The organism is Saprospiraceae bacterium, from assembly GCA_016715965.1.
Taxonomy (GTDB): domain Bacteria; phylum Bacteroidota; class Bacteroidia; order Chitinophagales; family Saprospiraceae; genus Vicinibacter.
In genome coordinates this window covers 1,204,631-1,224,825 of the sequence record JADJXG010000001.1, presented here as the reverse complement: position 1 = coordinate 1,224,825, position 20,195 = coordinate 1,204,631, and the positions used below count along the sequence as shown (strand labels likewise).

Genomic DNA, 20,195 nt, shown 5'->3' with positions numbered 1-20,195 from the left:
TGTTAGCAATTACCGGAATTAATTCCAGTCAGTTGGAATTAAACCCGGCTTAGGAACGTTTATAATTCATATTCAACGGGCGGTTATGCAAAAAAACGAGAGTTATTACGATCAGTTGATCCTCAAGATCGATTCATTTACCAGAAAGTATTATTTAAATCAGTTTCTGAGAGGGCTGATTTGGTTTACCGGTATGCTCACAGCGGTTTTCATTGCATTTAATCTCCTTGAATCCTGGTTTTATTTTAGCAAAGGCGTCCGCAAAGTGCTTTTTTACTCCTTTTTGACCATAGGTTCCGGTACGCTCTATTATTGGATGTTCCGCCCATTGATGCATTATTTCAGACTCGGAAAGTTGATTAGCCATGAGGAAGCGTCTACCATTATAGGAAGACATTTTACTGATGTCAAGGACAAACTTCTCAATGTACTTCAGCTCAAATCCCAATCCGTTCAGTATTCTGACAGGACATTAATTGAGGCGAGTATCCATCAGAAAGCAATGGAATTACATCCGGTTCCTTTTGTCAAAGCCATTGATCTTCACAAAAACAGACGATATCTCAGATATGCCATTTTGCCCTTGTTGATGTTGATCAGTATTCTGCTCGTTGCACCCAGCCTGATCAGAGATTCTTCTACCAGACTGATCAAAAACGATGTAGATTTTGTGAGGGAGGCCGCTTTTCAGTTTATTGTTCAAAACGAAAAGTTGGAAGTCCTGCAGAACGGACAATTCGATCTAAAAATAAAAGTAGAAGGAAAATACTTGCCTGCTGATGCTTACATCGAAGTGGATCACTTTAAATACCGACTTCGCAAAGAGACCAATCATGAATACAGCTATACCTTTAGCAATGTAGTAAAAAACACCTCGTTTCGTATCTTTTCTGGGGATGTAAGCACTGACGAGCATCAACTGGAGGTTATTTTAAAACCACAGATCACTGCCTTTGAAACAAAACTTGATTATCCGGCCTATATCGGCAGAAAGGCAGAGACGCTTAAGAACACAGGTGGTTTGGTGGTTCCTGCCGGAACAAAGATCAGCTGGGACTTTTTGGCAGACCACACGGACGAACTTTCCATCCGATTCTCCAATTCTCCCAATTTGGTGCAGCTGTCCCGTAGAACAGAATCGGAATTTCACCACCAGCTAAAAGCGCTGAAAGACCAAAGTTATACGCTTTACCTCAACAACCGGAAAATGCCGGCACCGGATTCTGTGCAATACCAAATCAGTGTCATTCCGGATCAGTACCCATTGATTCAGTTGGAATCTTTTGAAGACAGCAGCAATGCCAATGTGAAATATTTTGCGGGAGAGCTATCCGATGACTACGGTTTGAAAAATCTGAGTTTTAACTTTCAAAAAATCAACAAGACCGGAAAAGCGGAAGCATTAAAAAGTATCCCGCTTAAATTTGACGGCAACAAGGTAGCCACCTTCCGTTACATTTTAGACATTGAAGAAATGCAACTCGTACCCGGAGATAAACTCAGTTATTATTTTGAAGTGTGGGACAACGATGGGGTGAATGGAAGCAAGTCCTCAAAGAGTTCTGTGATGGAATTTAACATGGCTACAAAAGAAGAACTGGCCCAACAAGAAACCAAAAACAACGAAGACATCAAATCGAATTTGGAAGATGCTTTGAAAGATGCCCGCAAGCTTCAGGAAAAGCTGAAGGATTATAAAGACAAACTTCGTCAGAAAAAGGATTTGGAATGGCAAAACAAGAAAGATCTCGACAAAATGCTGGAACAACAGCAGGACATTCAGAAGAAATGGGATGAAGCCAAAAAGAAGTTTGACGAAAATCTGAAAAAACAACAACAGTTTAGCGAACCCGATGATGAACTCAAAGAAAAGCAGGAGAATCTTCAGAAGCTTTTCAATCAAAACATGCAAAATGAAATGCAGCAGTTGATGAACCAGATTCAACAACTAATGCAGGAACTCAACAAAGATCAGGCCATCCAGATGACAGAGCAGTTTGAAGACAAGGGCCAAAACATGGAAAAGCAAATGGAGAGATTGCTCGAACTTTTTAAACAACTTGAACTTGAAAAGCAAATCAAAGATCAGATCAATGAATTGAGAGAGCTGGCTGAAAAGCAGGAAGAGCTAAAAGAGAAAACAGAAAATAAATCTGAAGAAAATTCAGAACTCAACAAACAGCAAGAGGACATCAACAAAAAATTTGATGAGCTGAAGAAAAAACAGGAAGAAATTCAGGAGAAAAACAAAGAGCTTGAAAGACCTAAGCAGATCGAAGATCAAAAGGAGAATGCCAAAGAAGCAGAGCAGAACCTGAAAGACGCAAAAGAGAAGATCGGTAAGAATGACAACCAGGGTGCAGGTAAAGAACAAAAGAAAGGTGCTGACAAGATGAACGAGATGGCCGATCAAATGGAACAACAAATGCAGGACAGTGAAGAAGAGGAGCAGGAGGAAGACATCAAAGCATTGCGTCAATTGCTCGAAAATCTGGTGGTTCTTTCTTATGATCAGGAAAATCTCATCAAAAACTTTGAAAAAACCCCGGCGCAAACACCTGCCTATGTGGCTTATGTGCGCGAACAGTTTAGACTAAAAGACAATTTCAGACTTGTTCAGGATTCATTGGATGCCTTGAGCAAGAGGGTTGTAGAAATAGAGAGTTATGTGACCGAAAAGGTCAATGAAATAAACGACAATTTTGAAAAGACGCTTGGATTTCTCGAAAAAAGACACAGCCAGCAAGCATCTGCCCATCAGGGTAAGATCATGAAAAATGTCAACGATCTCGCGGTGATGTTGTCAGAAACTATGAATGAAAAGCAACAGCAAAACAACGCCACCTGCAACAAACCCGGTAGCAAGTCTTGTAAAAAACCCGGGAAAAGCAAAAGTCCCAAAGGGAAAAAAGGCAAAGTGCCTTTGGACAAAATCACCGAGGGACAACAGAAGATGGGAGAAGGCCTGAAGAAGATGCAGGAGCAAATGAAAAAGGGAGAGGGAAAACAAATGAGCCAGGAGTTTGCACAAATGGCGGCAGAACAGGCCAAACTGCGCAAGCAATTGCAGGACCTTGAAAAAGAGAAAAAAGAACAGGGACAGGGAATGTCCAAAGAACTTCAGGAAGCCATCGAACAAATGAACAAAAATGAGCGCGATCTGGTCAATAAACGCCTCAACAATGAAACCCTTAAACGACAGCAGGAAATTACCACCCGCCTGCTTGAAGCAGACAAGGCGGAGAGAGAAAGAGAATATAAGGAAGAGCGAAAATCAGAAACTGGTACGAAAATTGAAAGGAAGTTACCTGCAGGCCTGGAAGAATACCTAAAACAGCGCCAGGCAGAAACAGAATGGTTCCAATACATATCGCCGGATCTTCGGCCTTTTTACAAAAAACTGGTCGAGGAATACTTCAACAAATCGAGGAAACAGGGATGATCAGGATCGCTTCAGTACCGCACAACATTGTAAAGATTGAAGAATATCTCAACCATGTTTTTGCAGAGTATCAAATCAGTCCTGCCCATTACCACAATGTGCTGATCGCTTTGACCGAAGCAGTCAACAATGCCATCACCCATGGCAACCAGGAAGATGAAAAGAAGTTTGTTCAGATCAATTCTGAACACAACAGTCGCTGCATTACTTTCAGAATCTCAGATGAGGGCAGCGGCTTTGACCCATCTGCAATACCAGATCCCACTCTTCCGGAAAACATTCAAAGATGCGGCGGCAGAGGAGTTTTTCTTATGCAAAAACTATGTAAAAAAGTTATTTTTTCTGACAACGGCCGGACAGTCCAAATTGAATTTGATGTTTGATCTGATTCTGATTCTGATGGATTAAGTTTTAAACTTAATCCATCAGAATCAGATTAAACCATCTTATTTTCCATATTTCTCATTCAGCGCTTGAATCATCTGTTTGGTGATGTCCAATGCAGAATCCGCATAGAAAATATTGCCTTCTCTTTGTACAGAAAATACAAATTTATAGCGGCCGTCTGTGTTCATTTCTTTGAGGTAGGCGCTGATTTTGTTGTGTAGTTTTTCGTTGAACTCTGCAGTCTCTTCTGCAAGTTGTCCGGCCAGGTTTTCTCTTCTCATCAACAGATCCTGCTCCATTTTGGCCAATTTTTGCTGTCCTTGTTCGAGTTCATTGCGGGTGAGGTTGGGTGCATTGTCCTGCAATTTTTGGAATTCTTTTTGTAAGGCATTTTCTTTGGCCTTCACTTCGCCCATCATATTTTCTTGTTTCTTCTTAAACTCTTCTTCGCTTGCTTTGAAAAAATCCAAATTGGCCAATAGACTGTCCGATAAAAAATAAGCAATGGGATATCCACCAGCTAATGAATTGCTGTCAACATTTGTATTGTTGTCCTCTTGCACGTGTTTATTTGTGGCAGAAGAAGATTGGTTCACATTTTTGTACAGTAAAAAAGCGATGGCTACAAGAGATACTGCGTGTAAAATCCAGTTGATATTTTTCATACAATGATTTATATTTTGAACAATTAAAATTCAGCGCCGCCAGGAAACCTTGGAAATGGTATGACATCTCTGATATTGGTCATACCCGTTAAAAATAAAATAAGTCGCTCAAATCCCAGACCAAAGCCGGCATGAGGACAGCTTCCGTATTTGCGGGTGTCCAGATACCAATACATCTCATCCAGTGGTATGTTCATCTCTGTCATTCTTTGTTCCAATAGAGAAAGTCTTTCTTCCCTTTGAGAACCACCTACGATTTCACCAATCCCCGGAAATAAAATATCCATTGCGGCAACGGTTTTGCCATCGTCATTCTGGCGCATGTAGAAAGCTTTGATGTCTTTTGGATAGTCGCTGAGGATGACGGGCTTTTTAAAATGTTTTTCGACAAGAAACCTCTCGTGTTCTGACTGAAGATCCGCACCCCATTTGTCAATCGGAAATTGGAATTTCCCCTTTTTATTGGGATTGGAATTGCGCAAGATTTCAATGGCTTCGGTATAACCAATGCGGATAAATTCATTTTCGACACAGAACTTCAAACGATCGAGCAGACCCATTTCGTTGCGCTCGTTTTGAGGTTTTGACTTTTCTTCTTCTGTTTCGCGGTCGTGCAGGAATTGCAGATCGTCTTTGCAGACGGTCAATACTTTCTGAATGACGTATTTCAGCAAATCCTCAGCGAGGTCCATGTTGGATTGGAGATCGGCAAAGGCGACTTCGGGTTCGATCATCCAAAACTCAGCCAGGTGGCGAGGGGTGTTGGATTTTTCAGCCCGGAAGGTTGGACCGAAAGTATATACTTTGGAAAGAGCAAGCGCTGCCAACTCTGCTTCCAATTGTCCTGACACCGTCAGGTGGGTTGATTTTCCAAAAAAGTCTTCGCGGTAGTCAATTTCGCCAGCTTCAGTTTTAGGGGGATTTGTAAGAGATAAGCTCGTCACACGAAACATCTCTCCGGCACCTTCTGCATCAGAACCCGTAATAATCGGTGAATGCAAATAATAAAAGCCTTTTTGGTGAAAAAACTCGTGGATCGCAAACGCAACCTGATGCCTGATCCTGAAAATTGCCCCAAAAGTATTGGTTCTAAACCTCAGGTGGGCAATGCTGCGCAGAAATTCCAGGCTGTGTTTTTTTGGTTGGAGGGGATACTCGCCCGGATCACAATCCCCCAGAATTTGGAGATTTGAACAATGAATCTCCTGTTTTTGACCAGTGCCTTGAGATGCCACCAAACTACCTTGCACGGCAATTGCAGCGCCAACAGTCACCCTTTTCAGCAAACTCTCATCCAATTTTTCGAAATCGACCACCACCTGAATGTTGTGAATACAGGATCCGTCATTGAGGGCGATAAACCGGTTGCTGCGAAAGGCCCTGACCCAGCCCATGACTGTGATGGATTGGGCTGAGGGAATTAATTCCAAGGCTTCGGATACCTGAGTGCGTTGCATATTGCTTTTGTTGATTGCGCCGCAAAGGTAAAGGATTTCCTGATTGTGGCCAGATCATCCCCTCGAATCATATAACTTCGACCTGACAGATCCGAAGTATCGAACAAAACGGTCGGTGGGTAGGCAGGACTTGCTCTCCTTATTGTTTTACAAAGCGAGCATACCGCGGTTGAGGAGATAATTGCAGACGGATCAGGTATAAGCCAGGAATCAAATTACGCACATCGATGAATGGCATATCCCTACTGAGCAACTCGCAGGAGACCCGCTGTCCGTTGGAATTGAGAATCTCATATTCAGTTGGCAATTTGATTTGGTCATCAATGGTTATTTGGAGAAAATCTTTCGTAGGGTTGGGTCGAATAGAAAGTGGATTTAATGAAGTTTGTTCCTGATCATCTGACTGACTGAGCGGATTCCATCCATTGATCCTAGCCACCAGAACCCAAAAAGCCTTTGACACCCGAATTCCTCCCGCAGAAATTGATCCCAGATGCCCACCTTCGGTTTCGGTGGTGTATTGAGGACAAATGGCAGCCAGGGCCAATCCATCGTCCGGATGATTTTCTGTCAAATACTCGATTCCATCCCGGTTGTCATAGCATTCAGTTCCATCCGGAGCATGGCTGAGAATGTCCGCCACATCAAAAAGAATTTTTTGATGGGAGATCGCATATTCCCTCATTTGTTGATTGAATTCTTGTGACTCAGGGGTACCAATTCCCCTTGCCAGAGAAGTGGTCCACCAGACCACTTTTTTATTGGGGTATTTTTGTTCAAAAGCGTCGAGGGTGTTTGCATGATTTTTGCCGATGCCCGATCCAAAAAAGCCGGTCTGTGGATCAGCCACTTTAGAACCCGGGGTCACCGCCAGATAACTGAATTGACAGCCTACCACGTCGAAGGAATCCAAGCGGGGTTCAATGGTCCGGATAAAACAATCAACATCTTCGGAGCAACCGGAAGGCCAGGTCTCATAAATCCATTTGCTTCGGTCCCAAACCCCATTCCAATGGACTTCCTGAGGATCAACCGCGTATTTTGGATCACGGTGCTCATATCTTTTGCAATAAGATCGCGCACTGCTCCAATCAGAAGCCAAACAATCAAGCGATTGAGAAATGTTTGCCCCAACCGATCGATCCATAAAATACAGACGTGTATTTTCTCCAAGAGCTTTATATTTAGCGGGAATCCGGTCAAAGTCCTCAACAGAATGGTGGTTGATGATCATTTGGCCTTTGACAATTGGGGACAATATCACCATCAGGATGAATAGACTCATTTTCATAATTTTACATTTTAAACTCCTCCTATGACAATCCAATGGAAAAGCCTCGCAACAAAATTAAACATTAAAAAGCAAAAGCCTTTGTCATTTAAATTGGAATTTTATAAGAATGATTCTTCGAAAAATTCCAAATCAATGGCTTAAAGCTATTATTGCAGTAATTGCAATGCCTAAAGACACTAAATCTCCATCCTCAAAACCACCGATACATTTCTTCCCACATCATTGGCATAATAACGCAATCGGTTTAGGTAATCGCGGTAGGTATGATGGAGTAGATTTTCTCCACGCAGGATGAAATTCAAGCGGTGCTTAAATATTTTAAATTCTGAATTAAATTCAGCACCCAATAAAAAATAGGCTTTTGGCGGATCTAAAAAATCTGCTTCAGAAACAACTCCCGTTCTTTGCCAAACGTATCGGGCGTTCAATTGAATTTTGGGATGGATCAGAATTTTATTTCCTTCCCAATGATAAGACAGTGCATTTAAGATCTGCGGAGCCGGAGTACCCACCAGAATCTGCTTTAGGTCTTGCCTTACGATTTCCACCATGGAAAAGCGGTTAAGGATGGACCAGTGATGAAAAATCTCTACACGGTTGGTCAGATCCAAGCCATAAATGCGGACATCCGTTTGTTCATATTTAAATACCGGAAAGGCCCCGCGAATCGTAAGTCTGTATTCAGCTTGGGGCTGTAGGTAGATATAATTCTGAACCCACTGATAGTACGGACTGATCTCAAACACCCAGGCTTCTCCTCCGTGGATGGACTGCGTCAGAATGGTTTTAAACGAACGTTCAGTTTGAAGGTCCGGATTTCCTTCTTCGATGCCTGCGACGCTTTGATGCAATCCAAAACCAAAGAGCTCGTTGATTTCTGGTGTGCGGGTAGAAAATCCCGATTGCAATTTGATTTCCCAATTTTTAAAGATTTGTGAGCTCATACCAAACACCGAATTCAAATTGTGATTGATTTTTGATTTAATATTGGCGGGTTGAGAAATACTTCTTTGAGGAATATTGGCGGTGTAATATATAAAATCGTATCGGGCCCCGGCCTCATACAAGATATTTTCTTTTTTAATTTTGTAGAGAACAAATGCGCCTGAGTTCCACCAACCATAATTGGGAATCAATGGAGAAACACCCGTACCGGAAACATTGTAATTGTGGTTGAATTTTTGCTGGATTCCCGTGTGCCAATGTCGATTTCCTTTTTCTTGCTTGATCTTATACTCTGCGAAATAGGATTGCAGCAAAAGGTGCAGGGAAGGAGCATCCCGGTATTTTTTTCTCCGAACATCGTATTCCTCCCGCGAATTTATTTGCGCGGCCAGATTGAATTCTTTGTATAAACTTCCTTGCTGTTTTTGCCAGGAAAATTTATTCAAAAAATGACTCACCAACTGAGAAGGTGATTCGATGGAGTATTTAAAATTGGCTTCGGTAAAAAAAGGAGTGTCTCTGCCTATTGCAGCTTTGAGATCGCTTAGATTTCCTATATGAGAACCTCTCAAAATTCCCAATTGGGTGTGAAAAAAACTGAAGTAATTTTTGACAATGCTGGTTGGTGTCGGTTCTTTAAAAACATAAAGAGATCCAGACATTTCCCGGACGCCCGTATTGCTCAAATAATATTCTGGTGTTTTGAGATCTCCCCCGGCTTTTAATCCAAAATTGGCCCTCCAGTCAAATTTCTTTTCGGACCTTTGGAGGCTAGAATGAAAACCCAGCTGATGTCCATTCGATTGATAGGATAGGGTATGAAAACCATGCAAATGCGGGTCCTTGGCGATTTTGTCCTGATCCAACAAAACCACTCCTCCCAAATGATTCCCACCATAGGCCACCGCATCTGTTCCTTTGACCAAGGAGATCAATTGCGAAGAAAATGGGTCGAGTTCGGGTGCATGGTCAGCACCCCATTGTTGGCTGGCAAGCTGAATACCTTGATTGTAAATTCCTATTCGGTTGCCACTCAAACCATGGATGACCGGCTTTGCGATGTTGGTTCCGTTTTTAATAGTATTTACACCAGAGAATTCTTCCAGAATGGATCCCAGAGGTTTGGCAGACAATTGTGTCAGATCGTGTATGCGAATGGTATTGCTGGTCGAGCTTTCAAATTGTGCTTTCACTCCGGAAATATCCACAGTTTGCAACAGATGGGCGTGATGTTCGAGAAGTACTGTGATAAAAGTGTCTCGTTCTACACTTAAATACATTTTAGAAGCAACACAACCGGGGTGACTGATCCTGAGATGGTATGAACCCCTGCATAAAGACGCAATGTTGAAATAGCCCTTTTCATCGGTTTTATGGCTTTGGCGAATTTCCTCAATGTAAACCAGACCATACTGCAAACCGATCTCATCGTGAGGGTCAATGATCTTGCCCCTGATGTTAATTTGGCATTCTTGTGCCGCCAAACCCAAAGTCAGGCAGCACAAGAGCCAAAAAATAATGGATCGCACGATCTTATTGAATTCTTAAATTTTCAAAATCTACTTCTATATCGGTTTCTCCACCTGCATTTGTCGGATCCCCAGTGGAAACACCTGTCGCATTTTTATCGGGTTGGTGTCTCAACAATATGCGAAGGGTACCACTTGATGTACTGCCTGTATTCAAAATGGTATTTATTCCAATGGGTTTGCCGTTGGTGTCAGCATCAGCATAGGAAAAGGACATATTGAAGCCACTGCTTATTCCGTAAAAAAACTGGTGATCAACACCTTCCAGAAGTATTTCCGGCGTGATATCTATAGCAGGCACGACAGACTCATTGAGGATTTGTAAGCTTCCGGTATAATAGGTGTTTTGTTTTAATTGTCCTGTTATAACAAATTCAGGTGGATTCCCACCGGTCCCATCTACATCCCTAAATAGCAGAACTACAGAAGAGTTTCCGGCAGTGTCAAATAAGGTATAGCGCAAAGTGGTGATTAATTCCTCTTCATTGTGATCGGAGTCATCGCCACAAGATGAGATGCCTGTCAATATCAGTGAACATAAAAAAATAGAAAAGAATATCGATTGAAAATTTTTCATTTGATTTAATTTGAATGGTAAAAAAATAAATAAACCGAAGACTCAGGTCATCGGAAAAAGATCAATGAATTATTTGATCATTCTAAATGGAAATAGATTAAAATCAAATGAGATAAGGAGGACCTCGGGTGAGTTGAGTGGTGGAAGTACGAGAGCTGCTATGGTCGTAAAAATTGCAATAAGTTTCTTTTGAAAAATCCAGTTTTCTAAAAAGAAAAATTTTAGATATCAGCACATCTGATGCAAAGTGATCGCTGCATAAAAAACACTCTTTCTTTGTATTTTGAAAATGCCCGTCGTGCTTGCATCCATTTACTTTGTCAGCATGGAAAATACTTCTATGGCATGGATCAGATTCTGCAGTGATATCGTGAGCCACCGAATGATCGCAGGAATGATGGTGGTGGTTGTGGAGAAATGAAAGGGTGGATAAGGACCAACCAAACACATAAACCAAAATCAATATCAAACTCCGAAAGTCCGATTTTTTTTTGGATTTAAATTTATGTTTGGTTTTATACCACATGGATTGCAAAATTACTCGAAATGAGCCATACGATCAAAACTTATTCTTCCACATCATACTTTCCACCGGCTTATCGGTGCGCTGATTGTATTTGGCACCCGGCTTTTTATTGTAAAAATGATGGATCTCACCATCGACCTGAAAGTAAATCAACTGCCCGATGGGCATGCCCTTGTACACCCGCACCGGTTGGACACAGCTGATCTCCAGGGTCCAGTGGTTGCAAAAACCGACATCACCTTTTCCCGCCGTGGCGTGAATGTCTATTCCCAAGCGACCCACACTTGATTTTCCTTCCAAAAAGGGCACTGTGCTGTGTGTTTCCGTGTATTCCAGGGTTACGCCGAGATACAAGATACCGGGCTGCAACACAAATCCAGATTCGGGAATGCGGAAATGATTGATTGGATTGTGTGATTTGGCGTCTAATTCACGCTGGGCATACACTGCAAGGGTCTCTCCCAAATGCACATCATAAGAATTGGTGCCCAGACAAGCTGGATCAAAGGGATCAATCCGAATGTCTCCGCGGTCAATGGCTTCCAATATTTTTTTATCCGTAAGAATCATAATTCGATAACAGGTTTCCAGCATTTGATACTTCCATCGTCTGACGCTGACACCAGGATATCAAGAGATCTGATCCAGAGCAGGCTGTTGACAGAGAATGTATGGCTCCCTTCTTTGGAAGCCGCAAGGTCTTTTAACAAACTTAGGTCTGACAGGTTCCAGATTCGGATGCTTTTGTCTCTGCTCGCACTGGCCATCCATCCATAAGGCTCCATACCCACCAGCTCGTTGATGGTGTACCAATGCGCTTTAACAGGATTGCCAAGGGTTCTGATTGGAGGCAAAGACAATCGGTGGATCCGGGCATCCATTCCACCTGCCAATAGGATTTTATTCTTCGCATCGTACAATAGGCTAAAGGCCATCCTGATTCCTGGAATCAGAATTTCTTTTTGCAGCTTTTGATGGGACAAATGATAGGACCAAAGATGTGCAGACCCATCTGAAAAAACAATTTGATCCAATTCTTGGATGTAGATGGCTTTTCTCAATTTATAAGGACCCACTTCAAATGCATGGAGGAGTTTCATTTCTTCCGACCAAACAGACATTCTGCCATCTGCAGAAAAAGCATAGAGATGTTCTTTAATTTTAAGGAGACTGTGAATGGAAGATTGGTGGAAAACCATTTTTCTGGGAGAGGCATTTTCTCCAAATTGGATCACAAATAAAAATCCACTTTTTGTTCCGGCGTAGATTTTCGAAGATTCAGGATCAACGGACATTGCAAATATGGCGTCTTCCGTCGTGGCAAGGGCTTTGCCGTGAGATGATTGCTTAGGATTCCATTCGACGATGTGTCCATCACTTCCTGCACTGTAAAAACATCCATCACGCATTCCATCGACCAGGCAATATACTCCTCCCAGATGTCCGGTCAGGGTTTGCTGGAGCATCAACGAGGAAAGTTTCATGGGTATTTAATTCTGATTTCATCCAAAGCTTTTCGGCGGATATCCGGTACCATCGCATCCACCGCAGGATAACCTATTGGAATGAGTAAAAATGGTTTTTCGTTCTCTGGTCTCTGCAAAATTTCCTGGAGGAAGTTCATCGGACTGGGGGTGTGTGTGAGCGACACCAATCCAGCCTGGTGGATCGCTGACAACAAAATTCCTGATGCGATTCCAACCGACTCCTGGACATAATAATTTTTCCTTTTTTGATCGCCGTACAGATCGTGTGTTTTTCTAAAGACGACAATTAATACAGGTGCAATTTCCAAAAAGGGTTTCCGCCATTCGGTGCCCAATGGCGCCAGATCTTCCAACCATTCGGCAGACATTCTCGATTGATAACTTTCGTATTCTTCTTTTTCTGCAGCGATGCGGATCCTTGATTTGATGACAGGATCTTTCACTACACAAAAGGTCCAGGGTTGTTTGTTCGCTCCGGATGGGGCTGTTCCTGCTGTGGATATGATGAAGTCAATCAGCTGATCAGGTATTTCCCGATCGCTGAAATGGCGAATGCTCCTTCGGTGGTTTAAAAGTTGGTAATACTCTTTTGCCCTGTTTAGCATTGTTTCTTCATCCCACTGCAAGGGATGATAAGGAATAAAAGGATGCTCTGTCATGGGAGATCGCCTAATTGGGGTCTTAATACAATTTCTTCCATAACAGCGTTTGGACTTAATTTGATGGCGGAAGAAACCACTTCTGCTACATCCGATGCCTGCATAATTCTGGATTCTGGCAGCTCAGAGCCCTCCCAGGAATTGGACCAGGTGGCTCCCGGATAAATCGTGCAGACCTTGATTCCCTTGTCTTTTAATTCATCCCTGAGACAGCGACTAAATCCCTGCATGGCAAATTTTGAAATGCAATACATTCCTGCACGGGGATATGGGTCAAGACCGGCGATCGAACAAATATTGATGATGTGACCTTTTTTCTGTTCAAGAAAAATAGACAACAATCCTCTGGTCAGATAAAAGGGGGCGTAAAAATTAACCGACATCATTTCTTTCAAAATCATTTCTTCTCCGTCAGCAATGGTGCCGGGTGTAAAAACTCCAGCATTGTTGATGAGAACAGATAAATCTGAATGAGCTGTTCGGATATGAAAGATCAATTTTTGTATTTCATCCTGTTGAGAGAGATCAGATACCATCAAGTCGATTTGAATTTTTGGAGCGGATGTGTGAAGCTTATTTTTCAACTCCTCCAGTTCATATCTATTTCTTGAGGTCAACACAAGATCCAGACCATCTTTGGCAAGTTTGAAGGCAATGGCTTTCCCTATTCCTTTACCAGCGCCGGTGATCAGAGCTTTCATGGATTGAATTTGTTGGTTATTGTTGAATGGCAAGCAAGGTCATGGACACTGTAATTTCATCGGATATAAACTGATCGGCCAATGACGGAAAAACAGATTTTGATTTGTAGTTAATGTTCCATTTGGTTCGGTCAATGGTAAATTCCGGCACCTCGATCATCATCAAATCTTCTGCCATACTGATTTGAGCTTTAATGATCAGACCATGGGATATTCCCTTAATGGTCAGCTGTCCAAAAACATGGGTATTTGTATTTTCTTCTTTCACGATTTGGAAGGAATCAATAAAAAATTCTGCCATCGGAAAAGAGTCCACATCAAAAAATTCATCCGATTTGAGATGTTCTTCCATGTCTTTTTTATCATCCGGATCAGTGATATCAGTACACTCGATGGTTTTCATATTTAGCCAGACCATCCCACCCAATACGCTGCCATCGCTTTGGGTAAATACCTCTCCCTTGCTGAGCAAAATAGTTCCGTTGTGAGTACCGGTAGGCTTTGAACCAAGCCATCTGACAATGCTGTTGACCGTATCCATCACATATCTGGTTCCATACCTGGAATAATCTTTGGCTCCACGAAAATCTACATTTTCAGGAGGGGCTTGATTTTGTTTGCTCTTGCATGCATTTAATAAAAGAAATGCCGAAAAGCATAAAAAATACAAAGTGTTTTGTTTTGACATTTTATGTTGTGTTGGTGGATAATTTGATATCGTTACAATGGTTTGCATTTATTTTCCAACCATGTTTTTTCCCTTTCATCCAAATAAGGCGACAATCTTTGAAAGACTTCTGTGTGATAGGCATTGATCCAATCGATGGAATGCCTGTCCAAATCTGCGAAGGATATGAGCTGGGTATCCAAAGGGAACAAGGTGACCGTTTCAAATTTGAGAAACTCTAGCTCTTCCGTCTGGGTGGCTGGAGTGGTCAAGACCAAATTTTCAATTCTGATTCCATAAGATCCCACTTTGTAAAATCCGGGTTCATTGGAAGTGAGCATGCCCGGCAGCAAATCGGCACTGCCCCTTTGATTCCATACAGCTACAAATCCCTGTGGAGGTTCGTGTACATTCATAAAAAATCCTACACCATGACCTGTGCCATGCGCATAATTCAAATGATGCTGCCACAGATATTGCCTGGCCAATACATCCAATTGAATGCCTTTGGTGCCTGTGGGGAAAACGGCTCTGCTCAATGCAATATTTCCCATCAAAACCGCCGTATAGGCTTTCCTGACTTCCTCCATCGGAGGAGAAAGAGCAATGGTTCGTGTGATGTCGGTGGTTCCGTCCAGGTATTGACCTCCAGAATCCACCAAAAGGATACCCTGAGGATGTATTTTTTTGGACTGATGGGCATCGGGCCTGTAATGAATGATGGCACCGTTGGATTCATACCCAACAATTGCATCAAAACTTTCGCCCACATAATCTTTTTGGCCGGCTCTGAAAGACTTTATCATTTGTGCAAATTGGTATTCGCTGGGATTTTGTCCGGATTGCAATGCTTCTTCAAGCCACATAAAAGCTTTGATCAAGGCACAACCATCCTTTTCCATCACCCTGCGAATGTGATTGATTTCCACTTGATTTTTTACGGCCTTTGCAAGCATCACCGGACTGGGAGCGGAATGCATTTGTCCCTTTCCAATTTGCAGACTGATTTTGGCATTCAATGTGTTAGGGTCGATCCAGATTGGATCCTGACTAATTTGACGGATGCTCTCTAAAATCTGATCGTAAGGTTTGAGACTTATTCCGGCAGAATGAAGTGCAGTTCGGGAGTCTGCCCTGAGTTTACCTTCTTCTATAAACAAGCAGGCATCCTTTTCAGAGATCAGGACATAAGCCATAAATACGGGATTGCAGTGCACATCGCTGCCGCGCAGATTAAGCAACCAGGCGATCTCATCCAACGCGCTGACCAGAAGGTATTTTATCTTTCGCTCCGCCATTTGTTTTCGCATGTGCTCCAGTTTGGAACTACGGCTTTCTCCGGCAAATCTTTCTTCGTATTCGTAAACAGCTGCATGCGGCAGGTCCGGCCTGTCGGCCCAGATTCCCTGTAACAAATCCCCGCTATCCTTTAGCTGTAAGCCAGCATCCTTTAGTTTTTGATCAAAAGAGGCCAATTGACCAAAGGACAGAGACCAGAAATCACAAGCTACCACTTGTCCTGGACTCAGATGCTCCAGACACCAATCCAGATACTCAGCCTGCGTCTGTACCTTTAGTGGATGCAGAACGAACTCAGATCCTGCCAATTCTGACTCTGCTTGTAAAAAATAACGGGAATCCGTCCACAATCCTGCGTGGTTTTGGCTGATGAGGGCAGTTCCTGCGGAGCCGTTAAATCCGGTAATCCATGCCCTGCCTCCGTAATGATCGGGTACGTATTCACTCTGATGGGGGTCGGCGGTGGGAATGATATAAACATCGATTCCGTGGACGGACATTTTCTGCCGGAGGGCCTGAATGGCTTCGTTTCTGCTCATATAAAATAATTAATGTATTAAAAAAAATTATAATATGTTTAAAAATTTATACATTTGCCCTTCCGGAGAAATGAACATTAACGGAACCATTATTTTACAACGATTGTTTTAACTTATCGGCTTTAATCATGATCAGACAACAACTCAGTCAAAAACTACTCCAGAAATTATCTCCTCAGCAAATTCAATTGATGAAGCTGCTTCAGATTCCAACGGCTATATTGGACCAGAGAATTAAAGAAGAATTGGAGCAAAATCCTGCCCTGGAAGAGGGCAATGAATCCGGAGAAGAACCAGAGCAATTTGAAATAGAAAATGATGCAGAATTGTCTGCAGATGACTTCAGCGCTGACCAACAGGATTTTGAAGAGACAGATCCGATGCTGGAATCTTCCGGAGATGATTTTGATGAATACCTCAATCAATACTTAGAAGACGATACCGCTTCCTATAAGTACAGAACCGATGAGTACAATGGGGAGATTGAAGAACAGAAAAGCACTCCCTATGCGGTTGAAAATACCTTTCACGATCATTTGGAAAAGCAAATTGGATTGTTGCCTTTAAGAGGGGAGGACCAATACAAGATCGCTTTGCAAATTGTGGGTTCTATTGATGATGATGGCTATCTCAGAAGAGAGCCTTCTGCCATTATCGACGATTTGGTTTTTGCACAAAATTTAGATACCAACGAAGCGGAGATCACCCAGATATTGAAAATGATCCAATCTTTTGATCCTCCGGGTGTAGGAGCGAGAGATTTGCAAGAATGTCTGCTTTTGCAAATCAGGGCAAAGATCAAAACGGAAACCAAAAAAATTAAAAACAAAATTTTAAAGCTTGCGGAGACCATCCTGGAAAAATATTTTGAGGAGTTTACCAAAAAGCACTACACACGCCTGCAGCGTTCACTCAATTTGACTGAAACACAGTTGAAAGCCGCCCTTGATGAAATATTAAAACTCAATCCAAAACCATCGTCCGGATACGTCGATCCTTTGTCCGTTAATTCTGTGATGGGTCATTACATCGTTCCTGATTTTACCGTACAAAACCGAGACGGTGAACTGGATTTACTGGTCAATTCCAAGAATGCCCCGGACCTTAAGATCAACGACCACTACCTTGACATGCTGCGCGACTACAATGACCAAAAGAAAGCCGGCAACAATGGAAAAAAAGAGAAGGAAGCGGTCATGTTTATCAAACAGAAGATCGAAGGTGCCAAGTGGTTTATCGACGCCATTCGTCAGAGACAGGACACCTTGTTCAGGACCATGTACGCCATCATGCAATTCCAGAAAGAATATTTTTTGACAGGGGATCAGAAAAAACTAAGACCGATGATCCTCAAGGACATCGCAGACATTACCAGTCTGGACATATCCACCGTATCGCGGGTTGCCAACAGCAAGTTTGTGCAGACTGAATTCGGAACCAAAAGATTAAAAGATTTTTTCTCGGAGTCATTGCAAAATGAGGAAGGAGACGAGGTCTCTACCATTGAGGTCAAAAAAATTCTCTCAGAACTCATCCAGAAAGAAAGCAAGCGCAAACCCCTGAGCGACGAAAAGCTCAAAGAAATGTTGCTCAGAAAAGGATACAACATCGCACGCCGCACCATCGCCAAGTATCGCGAGCAACTCAACATTCCTGTAGCAAGATTGAGGAAGGAGTTGGTGTAGCCAAACATAAATGCAGTCTTACTGAAGGGCTGGTTCTATCATAAATGGCTAAATTTTTATGTTCGAATTTAGATCAGAGAATATGATATATTTATTCGCTTCCACCCAATCTGACCGAGGGAGTTTATATCCTTAAGATTCAATCAGAGCAGGGGGTCTGGGAAGAAAAGATCCGAGTGATTGGAGAGTAAATTTTAAACTAAATATTTATTATTAACCAGCTAAGAATTGTATTAAATCCTGAATTCAAATTTTAATTGAGGCTTTCACCTTTCGAAGAAGCATCTTCTAAGTTCGTTTCCTATTCAATGCATATTTCACTCTGATCTCACCCACAAACAGCCAGGCCTTGTGGCCCGCACTGGGGTTAATGAAGTAAAATAATTCCGCTTTAGTTCATAGGTAAAGGTAACTTTTTGGTAAATTTATACCCCAACAGGTATAATTATAACTAAAAGTCCAAAAATATACCCGATAGGGTACAAAACAATAAAAATAAACAAATTTATACCCTATGTGGTATAAAATTTAAAAAAATAAGTATATTTGTACCCTAAAAGGTATAAAATGAATCTATCTTCTTTTGTAAAACAAATGAGAAATACATCCGGTCTCACGCAGCCTGTTTTGGCTGAAAAGGCAGGTGTAGGCTTGCGATTTGTTAGAGAATTAGAACAAGGAAAAGAAACCTTAAGGCTTGATAAAGTGAATCAGGTACTTAAGCTTTTCGGGTACAAAATGGGACCGATTAAATCCGAACAACCCACCACAAACATCCAGTCATCATAATATGAGAAGGGCTGAAATAAAAATGCACAATGATTTAGCAGGTTGGTTGAAAGAAGATGAAAATGGATATCATTTTCAATATGCAGCTGCCTACCTTCGGACAAAGGATCCTATGCCAATTAGCCTCACTTTACCTCTTCAGGAGAAGGAATTTACAAGTAAAGTGTTGTTTTCGTTTTTTGACGGATTAATTCCTGAAGGATTGTTGTTGGACATTGCCGAAAAGAATTGGAAACTCAATTCCAGAGATAGGATGGGCTTGTTGCTGGCCTGTTGTAAAGATTGCATTGGTGCAGTAGCTGTTCATCCATTAGAAGAAAATGAAGTATGAACAAACAATGTCTATACTGTTATAAATCCCTTAATGGAAACGAAATTGATTTTCATTCCACTTGTAGCAAAAAGATATTTGGAATACAGCTTCCTCCGGTTCTCCCTTTTTCAGAAAATAATATCAATGAATTGGCAGCTCAAGTTATCCAGTCTCAAACCGCTGTTACCGGAGTGCAAGCAAAATTATCCCTTCATCTGGCTTCAGCAGAACAACCAAACCTAGCCAGGAGGTTTACCATAGTGGGCATGCGGGGAGGCTATATTTTAAAACCACCATCTCCTCATTACCACCAATTACCCGAAGTAGAAGACCTGACCATTCATTTGGCAAGCATTGCTAAAATCAAAGTAGTGCCGCACAGCCTTATCCGATTGGCATCTGGTAATCTCGCCTATATCACAAAACGCATAGACAGGGTAAAGAAAGAGAAACTCCACATGGAAGATATGTGTCAGCTTTCCGAACGACTCACTGAAGACAAGTACCGAGGGTCTTATGAACAAGTGGCCAGGACCATCCTAAAATATTCTGCAACGCCTGGTTTAGATGTAATTAATTTTTTTGAATTGGTTTTGTTTTCCTTTCTCACAGGTAATGCGGACATGCACCTGAAAAACTTTTCCCTGATTCATCAATCTGGATTGGGTCCGGTATTTTCTCCGGCCTACGACTTGGTAGCAACTGCATTGGTAAATCCGACCGATGATGAAGATTTGGCATTAACATTGAACGGTAGAAAGAAAAAAATCAACCGCAATGATTTTATTTCGGCATTTAATACACTTGGATTGGAATCAAAACAACAACAAAACATTTTTCAAAAAATGGAAAGGGCTAAACCAAGTTGGTTTGATTTCATTGACATCAGTTTCTTAAATGACGAAATGAAAACCGCCTATAAAAATCTTGTAAATGATCGATTTGAGAGACTCAATCCAAATCCCTGATCACTCCACCCTAATCTCCCCCACAAACAACCAGGCCTTGTGTCCTGCACCGGGAAGACCTTCAGCGATGCGTCCTGCATTTTTGGCAACAATCCTGAGGTATCTGGATTTAGTTTTTTGTTTTAATGCAATCTCCTGAAGGATGATTTTTTTAGGACTTAAAGGGACTTGCACTTATTGGATCTGATCGTATTGCTTACCATCCTGAGAACTGTAAACAAGGATTTCTTCGGGCGCATAAATCCAGGAATCATAAGCCTGAATAA

19 protein-coding genes are annotated in these 20,195 nt (G+C 42.0%); 6 read left to right on the top strand and 13 right to left on the bottom strand.

Annotated features, from left to right (window positions below):
- Positions 1-85: 85 nt before the first annotated feature.
- Positions 86-3,442 carry a DUF4175 domain-containing protein gene (locus IPM48_04505; GenBank protein MBK9270836.1) on the top strand — a complete coding sequence of 1,119 codons (3,357 nt, stop codon included), beginning with the start codon at positions 86-88 and terminating at the stop codon, positions 3,440-3,442.
- Positions 3,439-3,825 carry an ATP-binding protein gene (locus IPM48_04500; GenBank protein MBK9270835.1) on the top strand — a complete coding sequence of 129 codons (387 nt, stop codon included), beginning with the start codon at positions 3,439-3,441 and terminating at the stop codon, positions 3,823-3,825. Before IPM48_04505 ends, IPM48_04500 begins: the two co-directional genes overlap by 4 nt.
- Before the next feature lie 63 nt (positions 3,826-3,888).
- On the opposite strand, the gene IPM48_04495 is transcribed toward IPM48_04500, so the two are convergent.
- The 12 genes from IPM48_04495 to IPM48_04440 form a co-directional block, all read right to left on the bottom strand.
- Entirely contained in the window at positions 3,889-4,494 is a 606-nt protein-coding gene (locus IPM48_04495) for an OmpH family outer membrane protein (GenBank protein ID MBK9270834.1), read from the bottom strand.
- 23 nt (positions 4,495-4,517) lie between these two features.
- Positions 4,518-5,951 (bottom strand): asparagine--tRNA ligase, encoded by a 1,434-nt coding sequence (gene asnS, locus IPM48_04490; protein ID MBK9270833.1) that lies wholly within the window; start codon positions 5,949-5,951, stop codon positions 4,518-4,520.
- Between the two features lie 139 nt (positions 5,952-6,090).
- Complete coding sequence (locus IPM48_04485) at positions 6,091-7,242, bottom strand: SGNH/GDSL hydrolase family protein (GenBank protein MBK9270832.1); 1,152 nt, start codon at positions 7,240-7,242, stop codon at positions 6,091-6,093.
- Between the two features lie 179 nt (positions 7,243-7,421).
- Entirely contained in the window at positions 7,422-9,719 is a 2,298-nt protein-coding gene (locus tag IPM48_04480; protein MBK9270831.1) for a TonB-dependent receptor, read from the bottom strand.
- A 4-nt stretch (positions 9,720-9,723) separates the two neighbouring features.
- Positions 9,724-10,296, bottom strand: a complete 573-nt coding sequence (locus IPM48_04475; protein ID MBK9270830.1) for a type 1 periplasmic binding fold superfamily protein — start codon at positions 10,294-10,296, stop codon at positions 9,724-9,726.
- Between the two features lie 103 nt (positions 10,297-10,399).
- A complete protein-coding gene (locus IPM48_04470; GenBank protein ID MBK9270829.1) occupies positions 10,400-10,822 on the bottom strand; it encodes a hypothetical protein in 423 nt (140 codons plus the stop codon).
- Between the two features lie 33 nt (positions 10,823-10,855).
- On the bottom strand, positions 10,856-11,392 hold the full coding sequence (locus IPM48_04465; protein ID MBK9270828.1) for a dCTP deaminase: 537 nt from the start codon (positions 11,390-11,392) through the stop codon (positions 10,856-10,858).
- Positions 11,389-12,306 carry a hypothetical protein gene (locus tag IPM48_04460; GenBank protein MBK9270827.1) on the bottom strand — a complete coding sequence of 306 codons (918 nt, stop codon included), beginning with the start codon at positions 12,304-12,306 and terminating at the stop codon, positions 11,389-11,391. Before IPM48_04460 ends, IPM48_04465 begins: the two co-directional genes overlap by 4 nt.
- Positions 12,303-12,968: a nitroreductase family protein gene (locus IPM48_04455; GenBank protein ID MBK9270826.1), complete on the bottom strand. Its 666-nt coding sequence runs from the start codon at positions 12,966-12,968 to the stop codon at positions 12,303-12,305. Before IPM48_04455 ends, IPM48_04460 begins: the two co-directional genes overlap by 4 nt.
- A complete protein-coding gene (locus tag IPM48_04450; GenBank protein ID MBK9270825.1) occupies positions 12,965-13,669 on the bottom strand; it encodes an SDR family oxidoreductase in 705 nt (234 codons plus the stop codon). The genes IPM48_04455 and IPM48_04450 overlap by 4 nt, the downstream gene beginning before the upstream one ends.
- A gap of 16 nt (positions 13,670-13,685) precedes the next feature.
- Positions 13,686-14,357: a YceI family protein gene (locus tag IPM48_04445; protein ID MBK9270824.1), complete on the bottom strand. Its 672-nt coding sequence runs from the start codon at positions 14,355-14,357 to the stop codon at positions 13,686-13,688.
- Positions 14,358-14,389: 32 nt separating this feature from the next.
- Positions 14,390-16,174, bottom strand: a complete 1,785-nt coding sequence (locus IPM48_04440; protein MBK9270823.1) for an aminopeptidase P family protein — start codon at positions 16,172-16,174, stop codon at positions 14,390-14,392.
- 128 nt (positions 16,175-16,302) lie between these two features.
- Here IPM48_04440 and rpoN point away from each other — a divergent pair, with 128 nt between their 5' ends.
- From rpoN to IPM48_04420, 4 genes are all read left to right on the top strand, one after another.
- Positions 16,303-17,859, top strand: a complete 1,557-nt coding sequence (gene rpoN, locus IPM48_04435; GenBank protein MBK9270822.1) for an RNA polymerase factor sigma-54 — start codon at positions 16,303-16,305, stop codon at positions 17,857-17,859.
- Between the two features lie 567 nt (positions 17,860-18,426).
- A complete protein-coding gene (locus IPM48_04430; protein ID MBK9270821.1) occupies positions 18,427-18,648 on the top strand; it encodes a helix-turn-helix transcriptional regulator in 222 nt (73 codons plus the stop codon).
- Position 18,649: 1 nt separating this feature from the next.
- Positions 18,650-18,979 carry a HipA N-terminal domain-containing protein gene (locus tag IPM48_04425; GenBank protein ID MBK9270820.1) on the top strand — a complete coding sequence of 110 codons (330 nt, stop codon included), beginning with the start codon at positions 18,650-18,652 and terminating at the stop codon, positions 18,977-18,979.
- Complete coding sequence (locus IPM48_04420; GenBank protein MBK9270819.1) at positions 18,976-19,929, top strand: HipA domain-containing protein; 954 nt, start codon at positions 18,976-18,978, stop codon at positions 19,927-19,929. Before IPM48_04425 ends, IPM48_04420 begins: the two co-directional genes overlap by 4 nt.
- Here the strand turns inward: IPM48_04420 and IPM48_04415 are convergent, their stop codons facing one another.
- Positions 19,930-20,103, bottom strand: a complete 174-nt coding sequence (locus tag IPM48_04415; GenBank protein ID MBK9270818.1) for a hypothetical protein — start codon at positions 20,101-20,103, stop codon at positions 19,930-19,932.
- Positions 20,104-20,195 lie beyond the last annotated feature (92 nt).

Bases quoted from the DNA above. Each gene is read 5' to 3' on its own strand.
- IPM48_04505 (MBK9270836.1), top strand. From the start codon at position 86: ATGCAAAAAAACGAGAGTTATTACGATCAGTTGATCCTCAAGATCGAT.
- IPM48_04500 (MBK9270835.1), top strand. From the start codon at position 3,439: ATGATCAGGATCGCTTCAGTACCGCACAACATTGTAAAGATTGAAGAA.
- IPM48_04495 (MBK9270834.1), bottom strand. From the start codon at position 4,494: ATGAAAAATATCAACTGGATTTTACACGCAGTATCTCTTGTAGCCATC.
- asnS (MBK9270833.1), bottom strand. From the start codon at position 5,951: ATGCAACGCACTCAGGTATCCGAAGCCTTGGAATTAATTCCCTCAGCC.
- IPM48_04485 (MBK9270832.1), bottom strand. From the start codon at position 7,242: ATGAAAATGAGTCTATTCATCCTGATGGTGATATTGTCCCCAATTGTC.
- IPM48_04475 (MBK9270830.1), bottom strand. From the start codon at position 10,296: ATGAAAAATTTTCAATCGATATTCTTTTCTATTTTTTTATGTTCACTG.
- IPM48_04470 (MBK9270829.1), bottom strand. From the start codon at position 10,822: ATGTGGTATAAAACCAAACATAAATTTAAATCCAAAAAAAAATCGGAC.
- IPM48_04465 (MBK9270828.1), bottom strand. From the start codon at position 11,392: ATGATTCTTACGGATAAAAAAATATTGGAAGCCATTGACCGCGGAGAC.
- IPM48_04460 (MBK9270827.1), bottom strand. From the start codon at position 12,306: ATGAAACTTTCCTCGTTGATGCTCCAGCAAACCCTGACCGGACATCTG.
- IPM48_04455 (MBK9270826.1), bottom strand. From the start codon at position 12,968: ATGACAGAGCATCCTTTTATTCCTTATCATCCCTTGCAGTGGGATGAA.
- IPM48_04450 (MBK9270825.1), bottom strand. From the start codon at position 13,669: ATGAAAGCTCTGATCACCGGCGCTGGTAAAGGAATAGGGAAAGCCATT.
- IPM48_04445 (MBK9270824.1), bottom strand. From the start codon at position 14,357: ATGTCAAAACAAAACACTTTGTATTTTTTATGCTTTTCGGCATTTCTT.
- IPM48_04440 (MBK9270823.1), bottom strand. From the start codon at position 16,174: ATGAGCAGAAACGAAGCCATTCAGGCCCTCCGGCAGAAAATGTCCGTC.
- rpoN (MBK9270822.1), top strand. From the start codon at position 16,303: ATGATCAGACAACAACTCAGTCAAAAACTACTCCAGAAATTATCTCCT.
- IPM48_04430 (MBK9270821.1), top strand. From the start codon at position 18,427: ATGAATCTATCTTCTTTTGTAAAACAAATGAGAAATACATCCGGTCTC.
- IPM48_04425 (MBK9270820.1), top strand. From the start codon at position 18,650: ATGAGAAGGGCTGAAATAAAAATGCACAATGATTTAGCAGGTTGGTTG.
- IPM48_04420 (MBK9270819.1), top strand. From the start codon at position 18,976: ATGAACAAACAATGTCTATACTGTTATAAATCCCTTAATGGAAACGAA.